This window comes from Kluyvera ascorbata, assembly GCF_023195735.1.
Classification (GTDB): domain Bacteria; phylum Pseudomonadota; class Gammaproteobacteria; order Enterobacterales; family Enterobacteriaceae; genus Kluyvera; species Kluyvera ascorbata.
The window spans coordinates 2,505,815-2,523,388 of the sequence record NZ_CP096201.1 but is presented as its reverse complement, the minus strand read 5'-3'; the positions used below and the strand labels follow the sequence as shown (position 1 = coordinate 2,523,388).

General features: G+C 54.2%; 15 protein-coding genes. 6 read left to right on the top strand and 9 right to left on the bottom strand.

Features of this window, described 5'->3' with window-relative positions:
* Position 1: 1 nt before the first annotated feature.
* Positions 2-1,048 carry an NAD(P)-dependent alcohol dehydrogenase gene (locus MY052_RS11890; RefSeq protein ID WP_035896129.1) on the bottom strand — a complete coding sequence of 349 codons (1,047 nt, stop codon included), beginning with the start codon at positions 1,046-1,048 and terminating at the stop codon, positions 2-4.
* 297 nt (positions 1,049-1,345) lie between these two features.
* Between MY052_RS11890 and MY052_RS11885 the strand changes: the two genes are divergently transcribed.
* Together MY052_RS11885 and MY052_RS11880 are read left to right on the top strand one after the other, a co-directional pair.
* A complete protein-coding gene (locus MY052_RS11885) occupies positions 1,346-3,040 on the top strand; it encodes an NAD-dependent malic enzyme (protein WP_248538889.1) in 1,695 nt (564 codons plus the stop codon).
* 413 nt (positions 3,041-3,453) lie between these two features.
* Positions 3,454-5,166 (top strand): ABC-F family ATP-binding cassette domain-containing protein, encoded by a 1,713-nt coding sequence (locus MY052_RS11880; RefSeq protein ID WP_248538888.1) that lies wholly within the window; start codon positions 3,454-3,456, stop codon positions 5,164-5,166.
* A gap of 94 nt (positions 5,167-5,260) precedes the next feature.
* On the opposite strand, the gene MY052_RS11875 is transcribed toward MY052_RS11880, so the two are convergent.
* Complete coding sequence (locus tag MY052_RS11875; RefSeq protein WP_248538887.1) at positions 5,261-5,860, bottom strand: inorganic diphosphatase; 600 nt, start codon at positions 5,858-5,860, stop codon at positions 5,261-5,263.
* 217 nt (positions 5,861-6,077) lie between these two features.
* Here MY052_RS11875 and adhP point away from each other — a divergent pair, with 217 nt between their 5' ends.
* Positions 6,078-7,088 (top strand): alcohol dehydrogenase AdhP, encoded by a 1,011-nt coding sequence (adhP, locus tag MY052_RS11870; protein ID WP_202218032.1) that lies wholly within the window; start codon positions 6,078-6,080, stop codon positions 7,086-7,088.
* A 35-nt stretch (positions 7,089-7,123) separates the two neighbouring features.
* On the opposite strand, the gene araJ is transcribed toward adhP, so the two are convergent.
* Positions 7,124-8,290 carry an MFS transporter AraJ gene (araJ, locus tag MY052_RS11865; protein WP_248538886.1) on the bottom strand — a complete coding sequence of 389 codons (1,167 nt, stop codon included), beginning with the start codon at positions 8,288-8,290 and terminating at the stop codon, positions 7,124-7,126.
* A 255-nt stretch (positions 8,291-8,545) separates the two neighbouring features.
* On the opposite strand from araJ, the gene MY052_RS11860 reads away from it, so the two are divergent.
* Positions 8,546-8,737 carry a hypothetical protein gene (locus tag MY052_RS11860; RefSeq protein WP_248538885.1) on the top strand — a complete coding sequence of 64 codons (192 nt, stop codon included), beginning with the start codon at positions 8,546-8,548 and terminating at the stop codon, positions 8,735-8,737.
* Entirely contained in the window at positions 8,737-9,060 is a 324-nt protein-coding gene (locus MY052_RS11855) for a CcdB family protein (RefSeq protein ID WP_248538884.1), read from the top strand. The genes MY052_RS11860 and MY052_RS11855 overlap by 1 nt, the downstream gene beginning before the upstream one ends.
* Positions 9,061-9,145: 85 nt before the next feature.
* Here the strand turns inward: MY052_RS11855 and fdnI are convergent, their stop codons facing one another.
* From fdnI to fdnG, 3 genes are read right to left on the bottom strand one after another with little or no spacing between them, the layout of a single operon-like run.
* Positions 9,146-9,802: a formate dehydrogenase-N subunit gamma gene (gene fdnI, locus MY052_RS11850; RefSeq protein WP_035896970.1), complete on the bottom strand. Its 657-nt coding sequence runs from the start codon at positions 9,800-9,802 to the stop codon at positions 9,146-9,148.
* Complete coding sequence (fdxH, locus tag MY052_RS11845) at positions 9,795-10,682, bottom strand: formate dehydrogenase subunit beta (RefSeq protein WP_035896968.1); 888 nt, start codon at positions 10,680-10,682, stop codon at positions 9,795-9,797. Before fdxH ends, fdnI begins: the two co-directional genes overlap by 8 nt.
* Positions 10,683-10,693: 11 nt before the next feature.
* On the bottom strand, positions 10,694-13,741 hold the full coding sequence (gene fdnG, locus MY052_RS11840) for a formate dehydrogenase-N subunit alpha (RefSeq protein ID WP_148077168.1): 3,048 nt from the start codon (positions 13,739-13,741) through the stop codon (positions 10,694-10,696).
* A 220-nt stretch (positions 13,742-13,961) separates the two neighbouring features.
* On the opposite strand from fdnG, the gene yddG reads away from it, so the two are divergent.
* Positions 13,962-14,840 (top strand): aromatic amino acid DMT transporter YddG, encoded by an 879-nt coding sequence (gene yddG, locus MY052_RS11835; protein ID WP_248538883.1) that lies wholly within the window; start codon positions 13,962-13,964, stop codon positions 14,838-14,840.
* Between the two features lie 5 nt (positions 14,841-14,845).
* Here yddG and MY052_RS11830 read toward each other — a convergent pair whose 3' ends face one another.
* From MY052_RS11830 to MY052_RS11820, 3 genes are all read right to left on the bottom strand, one after another.
* Positions 14,846-15,541: an RES family NAD+ phosphorylase gene (locus tag MY052_RS11830; protein ID WP_051910821.1), complete on the bottom strand. Its 696-nt coding sequence runs from the start codon at positions 15,539-15,541 to the stop codon at positions 14,846-14,848.
* The gene (locus tag MY052_RS11825) at positions 15,538-15,939 is read right to left on the bottom strand and encodes an antitoxin Xre-like helix-turn-helix domain-containing protein (protein ID WP_035896960.1); all 402 of its coding nucleotides are present in this window, start codon (positions 15,937-15,939) and stop codon (positions 15,538-15,540) included. Before MY052_RS11825 ends, MY052_RS11830 begins: the two co-directional genes overlap by 4 nt.
* Before the next feature lie 127 nt (positions 15,940-16,066).
* A complete protein-coding gene (locus tag MY052_RS11820) occupies positions 16,067-17,557 on the bottom strand; it encodes an MFS transporter (RefSeq protein ID WP_248538882.1) in 1,491 nt (496 codons plus the stop codon).
* Positions 17,558-17,574: the final 17 nt, after the last annotated feature.

Sequence of the window (17,574 nt, the reverse complement as noted above, 5' to 3'; positions counted from 1 at the left end):
GTTATGCGCTCAATGTCGCCATATCGATAACAAAACGGTACTTCACATCGCTTTTGAGCATACGTTCAAACGCATCGTTAATGTTATGAATATCAATCATTTCTATATCGGCAGTGATGCCATGTTTACCGCAAAAATCGAGCATTTCCTGCGTTTCGGCAATCCCGCCAATACAGGAACCGGCAATAGAACGGCGACCCAGTAATAGCGGCAGCGTGCTCGACTCCGGCATATCGCCCAGCAGGCCAACAAAGACCAGCGTGCCGTCGAGCGTCAGGGTTGGCAGATAGGGATTGACCTCGTGAACGTACGGTACGGTATCAATAATCAGATCGAACTGATTTTGCACTTTCGCCATCTGGGCCGGGTCAGTAGACACCACGACGTGATGGGCACCAAGGCGGCGGGCATCCGCCTCTTTACCAGGAGAACGGGTAAATAGCGTGACTTCCGCGCCCAGCGCGCTGGCCAGTTTGATGGCCATGTGCCCTAACCCACCTAACCCTACTACCGCCACTTTACTGTTGGCACCCACCTTCCAGTGACGCAGCGGCGACCAGGTGGTGATACCGGCGCACAGCAGCGGCGCGGCACCTTTTAAATCCATGTTTTCCGGGACGTGCAGCACAAAATCCTGGCTGGCAACAATCGTCTGAGAATAACCGCCATAGGTGGTGGAATGGTCGTGACGATCCTGACCGTTGTAAGTCTGAACGTTACCCTCTTCACAGTACTGCTCAAGCCCGTGCTGGCACGGCTGGCAAACGCGACAAGAGTCAACCATGCAGCCAATAGCGGCCAGATCGCCCTGCTTAAACTTGGTCACACCCTTTCCAACGGTACGTACGCGACCGACAATTTCATGCCCGGGAACAATCGGATAGGTACTGAATCCCCAGTCGTTGCGCGCCTGGTGCAGGTCCGAATGGCATACGCCGCAGTAGAGAATATCGATAACCACGTCATCCGGGCGCGGTTCGCGGCGCTCGAAGGTGAATGGCGCTAGCGGTGTCGATGGGTTTGTAGCAGCATAACCTAACACTTTCATGACGTTACCTCGCATTACGTGTTTCATTTTCAGCCAGGGTACAACCTACAGCACATTGCTCACTGAAACTATGCCCACTGTTGCAATACCGTCATGAGCTTAGTTCATGAATACATCCCCGCCTTCACCATCGCACAAAGGGTTAATTGGCGATGTTATAAGCAATCGTGCGTTTTTTTGTGCTCTTACGCCCAATTTGTCAGCATCGTGTTAATCGTTGCTCTATAATCTTGCGCGCTGCAGTTTCTACCGGCCCGGCAAAGATGGCTGGATTGAAAGACAACGGAGTTACGTAAGATGTTACCAGGCAATAAAAATCGTTCCCTTTATATCCCCTATGCGGGGCCGGTTCTGTTGGAATTTCCCCTGCTGAATAAAGGCAGCGCGTTCAGTATGGAAGAACGCAGCAACTTCAACCTGCTCGGGCTGCTGCCTGAAGTGGTTGAGAGCATTGAGGAGCAGGCCGAACGTGCCTGGATCCAGTACCAGGGCTTTAAAACTGAAATCGACAAGCATATCTACCTGCGCAATATCCAGGACACTAACGAAACGCTGTTCTATCGCCTGGTAGAAAATCATCTTGATGAGATGATGCCGGTTATCTACACCCCAACCGTGGGTGCGGCTTGCGAACGTTTCTCTGAGATTTACCGCCGCGCCCGCGGTGTCTTTATCTCCTATCAGAATCGTCATAACATGGACGATATTCTGCAGAACGTACCAAACCACAATATCAAAGTGATTGTGGTGACCGACGGTGAGCGTATTCTCGGCCTGGGCGACCAGGGCATCGGCGGCATGGGTATTCCTATCGGTAAGCTTTCCCTGTACACCGCCTGTGGCGGCATCAGCCCGGCCTATACGCTGCCGGTGGTGCTGGATGTGGGTACCAATAACCAGCAGTTGCTGAACGACCCGCTTTACATGGGCTGTCGTAACCCGCGTATCAGTGACGACGAGTACTATCAGTTTGTGGATGATTTCATCCAGGCCGTGAAACACCGCTGGCCAAACGTGCTGCTGCAGTTTGAAGACTTCGCGCAGAAAAACGCGATGCCGCTGCTCAACCGCTACCGCGATGAGATCTGCTGCTTTAACGATGACATCCAGGGCACCGCGGCGGTTACTGCCGGTACGCTGATTGCGGCAAGCCGCGCGGCGGGCAGCCAGCTTAATGAGCAGAAAGTGGTCTTCCTGGGCGCAGGCTCTGCGGGCTGCGGTATCGCCGAGCAGATTATCGCTCAGATGCAGCGCGAAGGGTTGAGTGAGGAACAGGCGCGTAGCCGCGTATTTATGGTTGACCGCTTTGGCCTGCTGACCGACCAGATGCCTAACCTGCTTCCATTCCAGAGCAAACTGGCGCAGAAACAGGAAAAAATTCAGGGTTGGCAGCACGATAACGACGAGATTTCCCTGCTCGACGTGGTGCGCAACGTGAAGCCAAACATTTTGATCGGCGTTTCCGGCCAGACCGGGCTATTCACGGAAGAAATTATTCGTGAGATGCACAAGCACTGCCCACGTCCGATTGTGATGCCGCTGTCGAACCCAACGTCACGCGTTGAAGCTACGCCGCAAGACATCATCAGTTGGACCGACGGTCAGGCGCTGGTTGCCACCGGTAGCCCGTTCGCACCGGTCACCTGGAAAGATACCGTCTATCCTATCGCTCAGTGCAACAACTCCTATATCTTCCCGGGAATTGGTCTGGGGGTGATTGCCTCGGGCGCGTCGCGTATTACTGACGAGATGCTGATGTCCGCAAGTGAAACGTTGGCCAAACACTCTCCGCTCGCGAACAATGGCGACGGTCTGGTGCTGCCAGAGCTGAAAGACATTCATAAAGTCTCCCGCGCTATCGCGTTCGCGGTCGGTAAAATGGCCCAGCAACAAGGTGTCGCAACCAATACCTCCGCCGACGCCCTGCAAGAAGCGATTGATGAGAACTTCTGGCTGCCGGAATACCGTAGCTACCGTCGTACCTCCATCTAACTCGTAGCAAAATTGTAGCCCGGCCAAGCGCAGCGTCGCCGGGTTCATTCCTCGCTCCCCTGTAGAACAAAAGAAAACTGGCACGATAGTCAATGCTGATTATTTTACAGCCCTTATAATGTATGTTGTAACTAATATTATATTCACTAGATTAATATTCACATGGCCGCTACACTGCCATTACCTTTCAACCTGACAACATTAAGAGGAGGTTAATTATGCTGTACTGTGAAATTTTCAATGTTTCACATACATTTGGTGATCGCACCAGCTCAAGCGTTATCGGTTTCATGCTGCGATAACTTCTGCTTGAGCGAAGACACCAATCCCTAAACCCTTCCCTCGGGCTTACTTAGTTATCGTCAGCGATGTTTGACGAGGCATTCCCATGCCTGTAACTCTTGAGTAAGCAAATGAGCACATTATTAACTGCACAATCTCTTCATGTTGAGACGGCTTTCGGCCCTCTTTTTACAGACCTTTCCTTTACCCTGAAAAAAGGCGACCGCATTGGCCTTATCGGCTACAACGGCTGCGGCAAAAGTACCCTGTTACAGGTACTGGACGGCACGCTGATACCCTCTTCCGGGCTCGTCGCGTTGGCTAACCATTGTCTGATGGCTCGCGTAGAACAACATCTTCCCGCTGAACTACTCGACCGCACGCTGATCCAGGCCGTACTGGCACAGCTGTCGGAATCGGCTCGTGAAAGCCAACGCTGGCAAGCCGAGCGTTTGTTAACGGAAATGGGGTTTTCCCCCGCAGAGATAGATAACCCGGCGGCAACGCTGAGCGGCGGCCAGCACACGCGGTTGCTGTTGGCTCGAGCGCTCATCCTGCAACCGGATCTGCTGCTGCTGGATGAACCGGGCAACCACCTCGACCTGCCAACGCTGCTGTGGCTGGAGAACTTCCTGAATAGCTGGAGCGGCAGCTTCGTACTGGTTTCACACGATAATCCGCTGCTGGATGCCGTCACTAATACCAGCTGGATTTTGCGTGATAAAACCCTGCACGCATTTTCACTCCCCTGCACAAAAGCCCGTCAGGCGCTGGAAGAGCAGGATGAGAGCGATGCGCTGCGGCATAAGGCGGAACAAAAAGAGATTGACCGCGTCACCGCCAGCGCCAAACGGCTGGCCACCTGGGGACGGGTGTATGACAACGAAGATCTCTCGCGTAAAGCCAAGCAGATGGAAAAACAGGTTACGCGATTGAAGGAGAGCCAAACGGAACTTACCGCCGGCACACCATGGACGCTCGCGCTCCACGGCGATGCGCTGCGGGCAGACCGTCTGCTGGAAATGGACAACCTGCCCGTGCCGCCTGCACCAGACCTACCGGCGCTGTTTACGACTGATATTGCGCGGCTACAAAGCGGCGATCGCGTTGCCATTATGGGACGTAACGGCGGCGGTAAGTCCTCGCTGTTGCGCCTACTGTGGCGGCAGATGCAGCAGTCGTCGGCCGATGCCGGGCTGAAGCTTCATCCGCGCCTGAAAGCAGGTTATTACGATCAGACGCTGCACCAGTTAGCCGACGAAGATAGCCTGCTGGACGCACTTGAAGCATTTGAACCGTATGCAGAAACCCGAAAACGCGCGCTGATTTCAGCGGGTTTTGGCTGGGCGCGGCACGGGCAAAAGGTCAGTACTTTAAGCGGCGGTGAGCGTTCTCGCCTGCTGTTCGTCGGATTATCGCTTGCCCGATACAGTCTGCTGTTGCTTGATGAACCCACGAACCACCTAGATATCGACGGTAAAGCGGCGCTTGCGCAAACGCTTTGTGAGTATCCCGGCGGCGTGCTGTTGGTCAGCCACGACCGTCAGCTCATCAGCAATAGCTGTAACCGTTTCTGGTTGATTGACGAGAATGGCTTGAGCGAATGGCCGGACGCTGACGCGGTGTACGAGCAACTTCGCCACCGTGCTTGCCCGGACGCACCGCGCTCCGTCACCGTCACAGAAGAAAAAGCCACAACGGAGGCGGATGACCTGCTGGAGCGCTTAATTGAGCTTGAGTGGCGGTTAGCCGAAGACCTGGCGCGTAAACCTAAACATCAGAAGCCGCAGTTGCAGCAGCGCTGGCGTGAGGAGATTGCAACCATCAATAATCAGTTAGTTTAACCTACCCGTAGCCCGGCCTTGCACAGCAACGCCGGGTTTTCTCCCTACTCCAGATAATCCCGGAGTCGGCGTTCCGCCTCATCCGGGCTACGTATTACTGTGGATTCTTCTCTTTCCAGGCGTCCCACGCCTGCTTAATTTCCTGCTTCGCCGCAGCGGCATCATTAAAACCGTTCAGCTCTACCTTTTTGCGCCCTTCCGGAAGCTGTTTATAGACGCGGAAAAACGCCTGCAAGCGCTCCAGCTCAACCTTCGGCAGATCGCTCACGTTCTTGATATCGTCGTAGGTTGGGTCAATTTTGCTGGTAGGTACGGCAATAATTTTGTCGTCTTTCTCGCCACCATCAATCATCTTCAACACGCCAATCGCGCGCAGTTTGATAAGCGTGCCCGGCGCCATTGGAGCACGGGTATAGAACACAACGTCCAACGGGTCGCCGTCACCTGCCAGCGACTGCGTCAGTGAACCGTAGTTTGCAGGATAGGCAACCGGCATAGACTGAAAGCGGTCGGCGACCAGAAAACCGGTTTTCGCGTCAGTTTCATATTTAATAATGCCGCCCGCCGGGATCTCAGTTACCGCATAAAACTCTTCAGGGTTGTTTTCAGGCTGCGGGAAGTCAAGTACGTTGTGCGCCTGCGCGGCGGCAGAAAGGAACAGGCTTGCGGCCAGGATTGTTTTTACCAGATGCATTGTGTTGTCACTCTATCGTTATAAGAAAATCAAAAACGACACGGTAGAGTTTACGGATGAACAAATGATGACCGCTTGATGACAAAGTTGTTAACGCTCAGTGCTATCAATATGAAAAACCACTAGATTCTTCCCACCCTCCGGCTTGCAATTTTCGTCATTATCACTAATCATTAATGAGTATTATTATCAAATACATATTAACCAGGAGTAGGATATGAAGGCTGCTGTTGTCACACATGACCATCAGGTAAACGTCACTGAAAAAACGCTGCGCCCACTGCAGCACGGTGAAGCCCTGTTAGCGATGGAATGCTGTGGAGTCTGTCACACCGACCTGCACGTGAAAAACGGTGATTTTGGTGACAAGACTGGGGTTATCCTCGGCCATGAAGGTATTGGGATCGTCAAAGCAATCGGTCCTGGCGTCTCCTCTCTTAAAGTAGGCGACCGTGCTAGCGTTGCCTGGTTCTTCGAAGGCTGTGGCCACTGTGAATACTGTAACAGCGGCAACGAAACGCTGTGTCGTTCAGTGAAAAACGCAGGCTATACCGTCGATGGCGGGATGGCTGAAGAGTGCATCGTCACCGCTGACTATTCGGTCAAGGTTCCGGATGGCCTTGATTCCGCCGCGGCGAGCAGCATCACCTGTGCTGGCGTCACCACCTACAAAGCGGTCAAAATCTCGAAAATCAAACCGGGCCAGTGGATTGCCATTTACGGCTTGGGTGGTCTGGGCAACCTGGCGCTGCAATACGCGAAAAACGTCTTTAATGCGAAAGTGATTGCCCTCGATGTGAACGATGAGCAGTTGAAGCTGGCTAAAGAGATGGGCGCGGACCTTATCATCAATTCACGCAGTGAAGATGCCGCGAAGCAGGTGCAGGAACTGACCGGCGGCGCGCACGCTGCGGTCGTTACCGCCGTCGCGAAAGCTGCCTTTAACTCTGCGGTTGACGCCGTACGTGCCGGTGGCCGCGTGGTGGCCGTTGGCCTGCCGCCGGAAGCGATGAGCCTCGATATTCCGCGTCTGGTGCTGGACGGTATTGAAGTGGTCGGTTCGCTGGTCGGTACCCGTCAGGATCTGACCGAGGCCTTCCAGTTTGCCGCTGAAGGGAAAGTGGTGCCGAAAGTGGCGCTGCGTCCGTTAAACGACATCAACGCTATCTTCAAAGAGATGGAATTGGGCCAGATCCGTGGCCGTATGGTTATCGATCTTCGCCATTAATGCCCTGAGCCTCTCCCTCACAGGAGAGGCTACTCTCAGGCCGCCACCAGCTTCTGTTGCCGTTGTTGGTAACGCGCATAAAGCAGCAAAGACGACATCGCCAGGAACGACAGCGCCGCCGCCGGCAGTGCCACTGAACTCCAGCCGAAATTCAACGTGATCATCAGCCCCCCGAAGAACGCACCTATCGCGCTACCAAGGTTAAAAGCAATCTGACCACCCGCCGCCCCTAGCATTTCACCGCCCTTCGCGTTCTGCAGCAGCAAAATCTGCAACGGTGCGGAAAGCGCAAATAGCCCCGCACAGCAGATAAACGCCAGCACCAGCGACGCAATTTTAAAACCACCGAGCGCGAATATTAGCAGCAGCGCGACCACGATAACGAAATCGGTTGTTGCCGCAATGCGCAGCGGGCTGTAGCGCCCGGAAAGCTTGCCACTGAGAATGTTACCCAGCACCATGCCCAGTCCCACCAGCATCATAATGAACATGATTGCCCCTTCGGGGAAACCTGAGACGTTCATCATAAACGGCTTGATATAGCTGAACCAAGCGAACACGCCAGCGTTACCAAACATCGTCGCCGCAAAGATTAACCACGGTGCAGGACTTTTCAGAAAGTGGAACTGCTCACGTAGGCGCGCGTCGGATTTATCAAACAGCGTTGGCACCCAGGCAATAATCGCCACCAGCACCACCACGTCAAACAGCGCAATCGCCAGGAAGGTATAGCGCCAGCTGAACTGATGACCCAGCCACGTCCCCGCAGGTACGCCAACCAGATTTGCCACCGTCATCCCGGCGATCATCCCCGCTACCGCCGCCGTCACCCTGCCACGCGGCGCAATCTTCGACAGAATAATGGCCCCCACGCCAAAGAACGCCCCGTGCGGAAAGCCCGACACCAGTCGCCCAATAGCCAGCATTGTGTAGCTCGATGACACGGTAAAAATAACGTTACCCAACACACAGAGCGCCGCCAGCAGCAGCATGATTGACTTCAGGGAGAAGCGCGTGGAAAACAGCGCAATAATCGGCGCACCGATCACCACGCCGAAGGCATACCAGGAGATCATATTGCCTGCCGCCGGGATCGAGATCCCCACATCACGCGCCAGTTCCGGCAGCACGCCCATAATGCCAAATTCCGCCATCCCCAGACCAAACGTGCCCAGCGCCAGCGCAAAAATTGTTTTTTTCATCCCTCTAATCACTTGTTTCTGTTGCGTTTGCAGAGGGGCATTATTGACCATTCATGGGAAGCAGACCAGACAAAAAGGTGCGGTAACGGGTTTGTCCATATATACAGCGTGAATGATTCATATACGATGCCGATATTAGTGCGTAATGCAACAGAAGAATATTTTCTGGAAGGCGGCGCGCAAAGGCTGAATCAGGCTAATTGTGTTTTAGCGAGAACGGCGGATAATCGTCCTATTCTTTACAAGGAGGTCATAATGAAATCAAACAACACGGTTAGGGAAATGCCGAAAAACACCATTCCAAACGGCTCAGTGAGTAACACCTCGCCTGGAGATATCGGTCAACTCAACAACGCTAACGAAGATCGTGAATTTATCAACAGAATGAACGGGTTTACGCAAATGACAGGGCTGTTATCCGATGATCCTTTTTACGAGGTACTTTAATGTGCCAACAGTTTGATGTTTATCGAAATCCATCGGAGAGGACCCGTCTTATTCATCCGTTTATTATGGTGATCCAACATGACTATTATGGCGATCTGTCAACACGCCTGGTACTTCCTTTAAGTAGTCATGCTTATTTAAACGGTTATTACCATCAGGCAACGCCGTTGGTGAATATTGACTTCCAGACAGTAGCAATCAATACGCCATCGATGACCAGCATAGATAAAAAGAAGCTTAGCAACCTCTATTTTGTCTGTAATTTACGCCATGCTCGTTCAAGCGTGATATCGGCAATTGATGCTCTCGTCACCAACACTTGAGTATATTAAAATCACAAACAAAAAGAGCGGCTTAACGCTCCCCGTCAAGGGATATCAAACCGCTCTTCACTTCCGGAAAAAATCCCTACTTCATCCCTTCCGAACTCTCTTTCTTCGCCTCTACTCGCTCAACTTCACGATACCAGCGCGGATGGTGTTTCTGCGCCCAGCGGCGACTCACCTTCCCTTCAATCATCCCTTTAATCGACCCTTTGACCCAGAACGCCATATACATATGGATAAGGATCGCGTGGATCAGAATGATAGCGGAAGCGGCGTGAATCAGCAGCGCGTAGCGAATCACCTGAATCGGGAAGAACGGCGCAAAGTAAGGACGCCAGATAATCACCCCGGTCACCAGCAGCACGAAAATCATGCTCATGATGGTCCAGAACATCATCTTCTGCCCAGCGTTATACTTCCCGACCTTCGCCACCTTATGCTCGTTGCCTTTCAGCACTTCGACAATCCCCAGCACCCACGGAATATCCTGCTTATCCGGAATGTTGTGATGCACGAAGCGGGCAAACATAAACATCAGCACCACGAAGATCAATACGCCGAAGAACGGGTGCAGAATACGCCCCATCTGCGGCGTACCGAAGGTTTCGGTCAGCCATTGCAGCGTCGGGAAGAAGAACGAAATCCCCGATACCGCCACCAGGAAGAAGCAGATAGCCACCGTCCAGTGACAGGCGCGATCGACAAACTTCGTGCGCACAATCATTTTCGACTTACTCATGGCCATCCTCCTCTTCGTCATCATCCACTTCTTTGTTCGGGCCAATACCGATGTAGTGATAGATCAGCCCGGCAAAGGTGGCGATAAAGCCCGCGGCGGAGAGCGGTTTCAGCGCCCCTTTCCACAGATTAATGCTGGTATCAATGGCCGGGTCCTTCGGCAGCTTGTGATACAGCTCTGGCTGATCCGCATGATGCAGTACATACATCACGTGCGTTCCGCCCACGCCTTGCGGATTATAGATACCGGCATGCGGGTAGCCGCGTTTCTTAAGCTTATCGACGCGCTCTTGTGCCACATCCAGCATCTCTTTCTTGGTGCCGAAGTGAATAGCACCGGTCGGACAGGTTTTCACGCAGGCCGGTTCCTGACCCACGCTCACGCGATCCACACACAGGGTGCATTTATAAACGCGGTTATCCTCTTTATTGAGGCGCGGAATATTAAACGGACACCCGGCGATGCAGTAACCGCAGCCGATACAGTTTTCCTGCTGGAAATCGACGATCCCGTTAGCGTACTGAATAATCGCCCCGGCGGACGGGCATGCCTTCAGGCAGCCCGGATCTTCACAGTGCATACAGCCGTCTTTACGAATCAGCCACTCGAGCTTGCCGTTCTGTTCGGTTTCGCTAAAACGCATCACCGTCCAGGACTTGGCGCTCAGGTCCGCCGGGTTATCGTAAACCCCGACGCAATGCCCCACTTCGTCACGAATATCGTTCCACTCGGAGCAGGCCACCTGGCAGGCTTTACAGCCCACGCAGGAGGAGACATCAATCAGCTTGGCAACTTCATCCTTATAGTCCCGCGCTCGAGGCGCGGGCGTAATCGGGTTAGTTGCAGAGCGTTTAATAATGTCTTGTGTTTCCATCGCCATTTAAACGCTCCTTACGCTTTCTCGATGTTAACCAGAAACGCCTTATACTCCGGCGTCTGCGAGTTGGAATCGCCGACGTTCGGCGTCAGGGTATTGGCGATATAGCCTTTACGCGCCACGCCCTCAAAGCCCCAGTGCAACGGAATACCGACGGTTTCGACCTGCTGCCCGTTCACGTTCAGGGTTTGCAGACGACGCGTCACCACCGCCACCGCGCGAATAAAGCCACGCTTGCTGCTGACGGTAACGCGATCGCCGTTGGCAATGCCTTTGGCTTTTGCCAGCCCTTCACTTATTTCCACAAACTGTTCCGGCTGCGCAATAGCGTTCAGACGCGCATGTTTAGTCCAGGTGTGGAAATGCTCGGTCAGACGATAGGTGGTCCCGACGTATGGGAACTTGTCTTTCTTCCCAAGACGTACGGCATCTTCTTCGTACAGACGAACCACCGGGCTCGAAATGACGTTCGGGTGCAATGGGTTAGTCCCCAGCGGCGTTTCCATCGGCTCGTAGTGTTCCGGGAACGGCCCTTCTGCCAGCTTATCGAGCGCAAACAGGCGGCCCAGCCCTTCCTGTTGCATGATAAACGGATTGGTTTTGCTACCCGGCGGCGCGGTATTAAAGTCCGGAATGTCGTTACCGGCCCATTTAGTACCATCCCACTGGATCAGCATCCGTTTCGGATCCCACGGTTTGCCGTTAACGTCCGCCGAGGCGCGGTTATACAGCACGCGACGGTTCAGCGGCCATGCCCATGCCCAACCCAGCGTATTACCCAGCCCTGACGGGTCGGCGTTATCGCGGTTGGCCATCTGGTTACCTTTTTCGGTCCAGCTACCGGTGTAGATCCAGCAGGAGGAAGCCGTAGTACCGTCATCGCGAAGCAGCGCAAAGCTATTAAGCAGCTGACCTTTTTTGGCCACCAGCACGCCGTTGGCGTCATACAGGTCTGCCAGCGCGTAGCCGTTGTTCTCTTTCGCGACTTCTTCAGACTCAGGGCTTTCTGGCTGTTTGTAGTTCCAGCCCATTTTCAGCAGCGGTTCAACGCCTTTACCACCTTCGTTGCGATACATCTCGCGCAGACGGTGATAAATACCGGCCAGAATCTCGCCGTCGTTACGCGCTTCACCCGGAGCGTCCTGGCCTTTCCAGTGCCACTGCAGCCAGCGGCCGGAGTTGGCAATAGAGCCATCTTCTTCGGCAAAGCAGGTCGACGGCAGGCGGAACACTTCAGTCTGAATCGTTGATGGGTCAACGTCGTTAGACTCGCCGTGGTTCTGCCAGAAGGTCGAGGTTTCGGTCACTAACGGGTCGATAACCACCATGTACTTCAGCTTGCTTAAGCTGCGTACTACCTTGTTTTTGTCCGGGAACGACGCAACCGGGTTAAAGCCCTGGCAGATGTAGCCGGTGACTTTACCGTTATCCATCATGTTGAAGTATTTGATAACGTCGTAGGCCTGGTCCCATTTCGGCAACCAGTTAAAGCCCCAATCGTTATCTTTCGTCGCCGCATCGCCGTAAAACGACTTCATCAGACTGACGAAGAACTTCGGATAGTTGCTCCAGTAGTTCACCTGATCCGGCAGCAGCGCTTTCGGCGTATTGGCGGCCAGGTAGGTTTGCAGATCCGCCTGTTTGTCTGACGGCAGCGTCAGGTAACCGGTCAGGCTCGTCGACAGCAGACCTAAATCGGTTAAGCCCTGAATGTTTGAGTGACCGCGCAAAGCATTCACGCCGCCGCCTGCCATCCCCATATTTCCGAGCAGCAGCTGAATCATCGCCATGGTGCGAATGTTCTGCGCCCCAACGGTGTGCTGCGTCCAGCCCAGTGCATACAGGAAGGTTGTCGTGCGGTCTGCCGCGCTGGTAGAAGCCAGCACGTCACACACTTTCAGGAAGTCCGCTTTCGGCGTCCCGCAGATGTTTTCCACCACGTCCGGCGTATAACGGGAAACGTGCTGCTTCAGCAGGTTCCACACGCAGCGCGGATGGGTCAGCGTTTCATCGCGTTTGGCATAGCCGTTTTCATCGTACTGATAGTTCCAGGACGATTTGTCGTACTGGCGCTTCTCGGCATCGTAGCCGCTGAACAGGCCGTCTTCGAAGGCAAAGTCATCCCGCACCAGCAGGCTGGCGTTGGTGTAATGCTTCACGTATTCGGCGTTGATCTTATTGTTTTCGATAAGATACAGCAGTACGCCCGACAGGAAGGTAATGTCAGTACCGGAACGAATCGGCGCATAGATATCGGCAACCGACGCCGTACGCGTAAAGCGCGGGTCGACGACGATAAGCGTCGCATCGTTGTTGTTCTTCGCTTCCATCGCCCAGCGGAATCCCACTGGATGGGCTTCTGCGGCGTTACCGCCCATCACCATCACGACGTTAGCATTTTTGATATCAACCCAGTGGTTGGTCATCGCACCGCGACCAAATGTTGGAGCAAGACTTGCTACCGTTGGTCCGTGTCAGACGCGCGCCTGGTTGTCTACCGCCAGCATGCCGAGTGAGCGCACAAACTTCTGCGTCAGCATGCCGGTCTCATTACTTGCCGCGGATGCGCACAGCATCCCGGTGGAGAGCCAGCGGTTAACCGTTACGCCCTGCTCATTCTTCTCAATAAAGTTGGCGTCGCGGTCGGCCTTCATCAATTTTGCGATGCGATCGAAGGCTTCATTCCACGAAATACGCTGCCATTTATCTGAGCCAGGTGCGCGGTATTCCGGATAGCGCAGGCGGTTTTCACTGTGTACATAGTCCAGCAGCCCCGCGCCTTTCGGGCACAGTGCGCCACGGCTTACCGGATGATCCGGGTCACCTTCAATGTGGTAAATCGCTTCCCGGGTATTTTTGGCTCCATCGCCCAGGCTATACATTAATAGCCCACAACCTACGGAGCAGTATGTGCAGGAGTTACGAACTTCTTTAGCGCGGAGTAATTTGAAATTTCGCGCCTGTGCTAACGCCATTTTTGGGGCAAACCCTAATGCCGCAGCCGTCGTCCCAGCCATACCGCCCGCGCAGATTTTAAAAAACTTTCTGCGGCTGACGTCCATTATTTTCCTCATTGTATGGATGTACTTCGGGAGAAAAACTAACAGCAATGCCCCTGTTTTTTTTGCGTCAAATCAATGTCGAAAACTGAGCCCCCCTTAATAGTCAGGGTCAGCGATTTTCATTAATCCTTTAGGGTTAGGTGTCGCGGAGAAATATCACCAGCCGTCGCAAAAAAATGTTATAACCGAAAACTTCGTTCGTAAAAGCATCAGGTTAGAGATGGATAATAAGAAAGCGACGCTAACGGGACTCAGCGCTATTGTCTTATGGAGCACTATGGTAGGGCTGATTCGCGGCGTCAGTGAAGGGCTTGGCCCCGTAGGCGGAGCGGCGATGATTTACAGCCTGAGCGGCCTGCTGCTCATCTTCACCGTCGGCTTCCCACAGCTGCGTCAGATTCCACCGCGTTATCTTGTGGCCGGTAGCGTGCTGTTTGTCAGCTATGAAATCTGTCTTGCGCTTTCGCTCGGCTACGCGGGCACCCGCCAGCAGGCAATTGAGGTCGGCATGGTCAATTATCTCTGGCCAAGCCTGACGATTCTGTTTGCCATTGTGTTCAACGGTCAAAAAAGTAGCTGGTTAATTATCCCTGGATTATTGCTTTCCGTTTTCGGCGTGACCTGGGTATTAGGCGGCGAACAAGGGCTGGATCTCAACGAAATAACCCGCAACGTCATCTCCAGCCCGCTTAGCTATATTCTGGCTTTTGTCGGAGCGTTTATCTGGGCGGCGTACTGCACCGTCACCGCCAAATACGCCAAAGGCAAAAACGGGATTACGCTATTTGTTCTGCTAACGGCGTTAAGCCTGTGGGTGAAATTCCTGCTAAGCAACCAACCGCCGATGATCTTTAGCTGGCCGGTGGTCATTAAACTGGTGATGTGCGCCCTGGCGTTAGGATTAGCCTATGCGGCGTGGAACGTGGGAATTCTCCACGGCAACGTCAGCCTGCTGGCCGTTGCGTCTTACTTTACGCCCGTCCTCTCTTCGGCGCTGGCGGCGGTATTGCTTAGCGCCGCGCTCTCCTGGTCATTCTGGCAAGGCGCGGCGATGGTCTGCGTGGGGTCACTGCTCTGCTGGCAGGCCACCCGGCGGTAAATCAATTAGTCGCCGTAGAGCTTAATGCTCAGAATGTTAGTAATTGAACGACCGTTCCAGTGGTACTCCAGATGCTCTGCCTGCGTGACTTTTGTGACCAGGCAGGGCCGATAAAGCACATAGCAGGTGTGGCCGGTATGGCGCACTGAACAGTAATGAATCCCGTCTCTCCCCTGCATTTTCTGCGCCTGCGCAAAAACCTTAGACTGGCTGTAATCCGTGGCGTGATAGAGTGGTGATGAAATAAACGGCTCTTGGGTGATATCCGCTAAGGTTGCATCAAATTCGGTAAACAGCACCCGCATCTGTACCTTCTGCGCCGGTTCATTGGTATAACCGAAAATACGTTCCTGATGATACACCGTCTCTTTAATGGCGGTATCGAGTTGAGGGGCGCAGTAATAGCCGCCAAAATCGCCGGTGCTAAATCGCGCCCCTTCAGGATTGATATGCGTAAAGGCCGCCATCACATAGCTGCTGCCGTTTAGCCCGACCAGCCAATCGGCTTTCGGCACCCGCATCAACTCACCCGCCTGCTCAAGCAGCCGCTCGTTGGTCAGGGCTTCAACGGCCCAGACCGCTTCCAGCTCATCGCTGCTGGCAACGTCCTCGAACAAATCGATGGTGGGATAGCGGCTAGGGATGATCCGATACGCCGCGGCCCCGGTTAAATCAATGAGTGGTGGCGCTTCAGTGCTCAAGCCATGCCTCCTCGCCAGGACTGAAGCCGCGTGGCGACCTCATAAAGGTCGGCAACCCGGCCACCGTTCATCACGTCCATGGCCGAACGCCCAGCAAAGAAAGGATGCGAGTTCGGTTTACGCACCCAGCCGTAGATGCTGTCATCGGCGGTGAATAGTAACCGCAGGCACTTATGGATGTTCAGGATGTAGCTCATACGTTCCTGGATATCCGCGCTTAAGCGAATGCCGCCCTTCGATTCTTTGTATTTGTTCAATGTTGAACGTGAACTAATACCCAACAATCGAAGTTGTTCATCTGTGTTACATTGCCATTTTTCCAGAATGCGGAAGACAACCGGCAGCGCTTTGCTGGTGTCGACATTCCCGTTTACATGGCTTTCTTGTACTGTGGCCATATGCCCTCCCGTACGTTATCTCCGTACATCATCCGAAAAGAGGCGTGTACATTTAATAACGATTGTAGTGTAAATGTTCAATAATGTACACATCCACCTGAGAGGGCACGACTGGTCCATCAGAAAATCATGCCGGATTCGGCACCTTCGCCAGGCTGCGCCAGATACCGGCGGCCAGCAGAAGCAACAGTACGCCCGCCGTCGCCAGCACGATGCTGTGCGAGTTGATAAAGGCCGTTTTTGCCGCCTCAATCAGGTGTTGCGCAGGAATGGCTGGCATCGACTGCGCCAGCTTAATGGCTTCACTAATCGATGACGAAGCCTGCTCAGCCGCCGCGCCGTCTACCCCTGCGGGCAGCACAATCGACGAAGTGTAGCTGCGGGTCAGGATCAGGCCGAACAGCGCAATGCCCAGCCCCGCGCCCAGCTCGTAGGCCATCGTTTCAATCGCCCCTGCCGCCGCCGCTTTCTCTTTCGGGGCCGCCGCCATAATGGCTGAACTGGAAGCCAGTAGCGCGCTGGCTACGCTAAAGCCCAGCAGCGTCATCAGCCCCCACGCCAGCCACTGCTGGGTGCTAAAATCAATCATCGACAGACCAATAAAGCTCAGCGCGCTTAACAACATCCCGCCGGTCGCCACTTCACGCAGCCCAAGCTTCGACACCAGCACCCCGGCAATCGGGCCACTAAAGCCGCTCGCCACCATGACCGGCAGCATAAACAGCCCGGCTTCAAACGGCGTTTTGCCATGCACAAACTGCAACTCCTGCGCCATCAACAGCTCAAAGCCGACCAACGTGATCAGCGCCGTCATCGCCATCATCACCCCGCTTAAAATAACGCGATGGGTAAAGAGGCGCATATCCACCATCGGGCGCGTGGCCGATAGCTGTTTGCGAACAAACCAGTACAGCATTCCGGCACCGGCAACCGCGACCATTGCCACCAGCCACAGCGCAAGCTGCCCTTTCAGCGCTGATTTGGCGCTAAATACCAGCATCAGGATGGCGGCAATCAGCACCAGCGCCTGGAAAAGATTAAGCGGCTGTTCACGTCGCGCAGGCTGACGCGGTACCACTCGGGCATTAATCGCAATCACCACCAGCACAATCGGGACGTTTATCAGGAACACCGAGCCCCAATAGAAGTGCTCGAGCAGCAGACCGCCCACCAGCGGGCCAAACGCCGCGCCGCCGGAGCCAACGGCGGCCCACAGCCCCAGCGCCATATTACGGTGACGGGCTTCAGCAAAGGTGGTGCGGATCCCGGCAAGCGTTGCCGGAACAATCATCGCTGCACCAATCGCTAGCAGCGCGCGGGAAGCAATCAGCGTCATCGCGGTCGGTGAAAACGCTGCCGCCAGCGAGGCCAGACCAAAGATCCCGCTGCCGAGCAGCAGCAGACGTTTAAAACCAATTTTATCGCCGAGCGCCCCCATCGGCAGCACCATACCGGCCATCACTAATGAATAGATATCAATGATCCACAGCAGCTCATTGCCGCTGGTGCCCAGCGCAACGCTAAGCGTCGGCGCGGCTACGTGCAGCACGGTGGCATCAATCGCCACCGGGATATAGACCATCAGGATAGCCATGAGCGTTAACCATTGGCGTGACATTTTTCCATTCCTCACAT

Coding starts and splice junctions, on each gene's coding strand:
- MY052_RS11890 (WP_035896129.1), bottom strand. CDS start 1,048: ATGAAAGTGTTAGGTTATGCTGCTACAAACCCATCGACACCGCTAGCG.
- MY052_RS11885 (WP_248538889.1), top strand. CDS start 1,346: ATGTTACCAGGCAATAAAAATCGTTCCCTTTATATCCCCTATGCGGGG.
- MY052_RS11880 (WP_248538888.1), top strand. CDS start 3,454: ATGAGCACATTATTAACTGCACAATCTCTTCATGTTGAGACGGCTTTC.
- MY052_RS11875 (WP_248538887.1), bottom strand. CDS start 5,860: ATGCATCTGGTAAAAACAATCCTGGCCGCAAGCCTGTTCCTTTCTGCC.
- adhP (WP_202218032.1), top strand. CDS start 6,078: ATGAAGGCTGCTGTTGTCACACATGACCATCAGGTAAACGTCACTGAA.
- araJ (WP_248538886.1), bottom strand. CDS start 8,290: ATGAAAAAAACAATTTTTGCGCTGGCGCTGGGCACGTTTGGTCTGGGG.
- MY052_RS11860 (WP_248538885.1), top strand. CDS start 8,546: ATGAAATCAAACAACACGGTTAGGGAAATGCCGAAAAACACCATTCCA.
- MY052_RS11855 (WP_248538884.1), top strand. CDS start 8,737: ATGTGCCAACAGTTTGATGTTTATCGAAATCCATCGGAGAGGACCCGT.
- fdnI (WP_035896970.1), bottom strand. CDS start 9,802: ATGAGTAAGTCGAAAATGATTGTGCGCACGAAGTTTGTCGATCGCGCC.
- fdxH (WP_035896968.1), bottom strand. CDS start 10,682: ATGGCGATGGAAACACAAGACATTATTAAACGCTCTGCAACTAACCCG.
- yddG (WP_248538883.1), top strand. CDS start 13,962: ATGGATAATAAGAAAGCGACGCTAACGGGACTCAGCGCTATTGTCTTA.
- MY052_RS11825 (WP_035896960.1), bottom strand. CDS start 15,939: ATGGCCACAGTACAAGAAAGCCATGTAAACGGGAATGTCGACACCAGC.
- MY052_RS11820 (WP_248538882.1), bottom strand. CDS start 17,557: ATGTCACGCCAATGGTTAACGCTCATGGCTATCCTGATGGTCTATATC.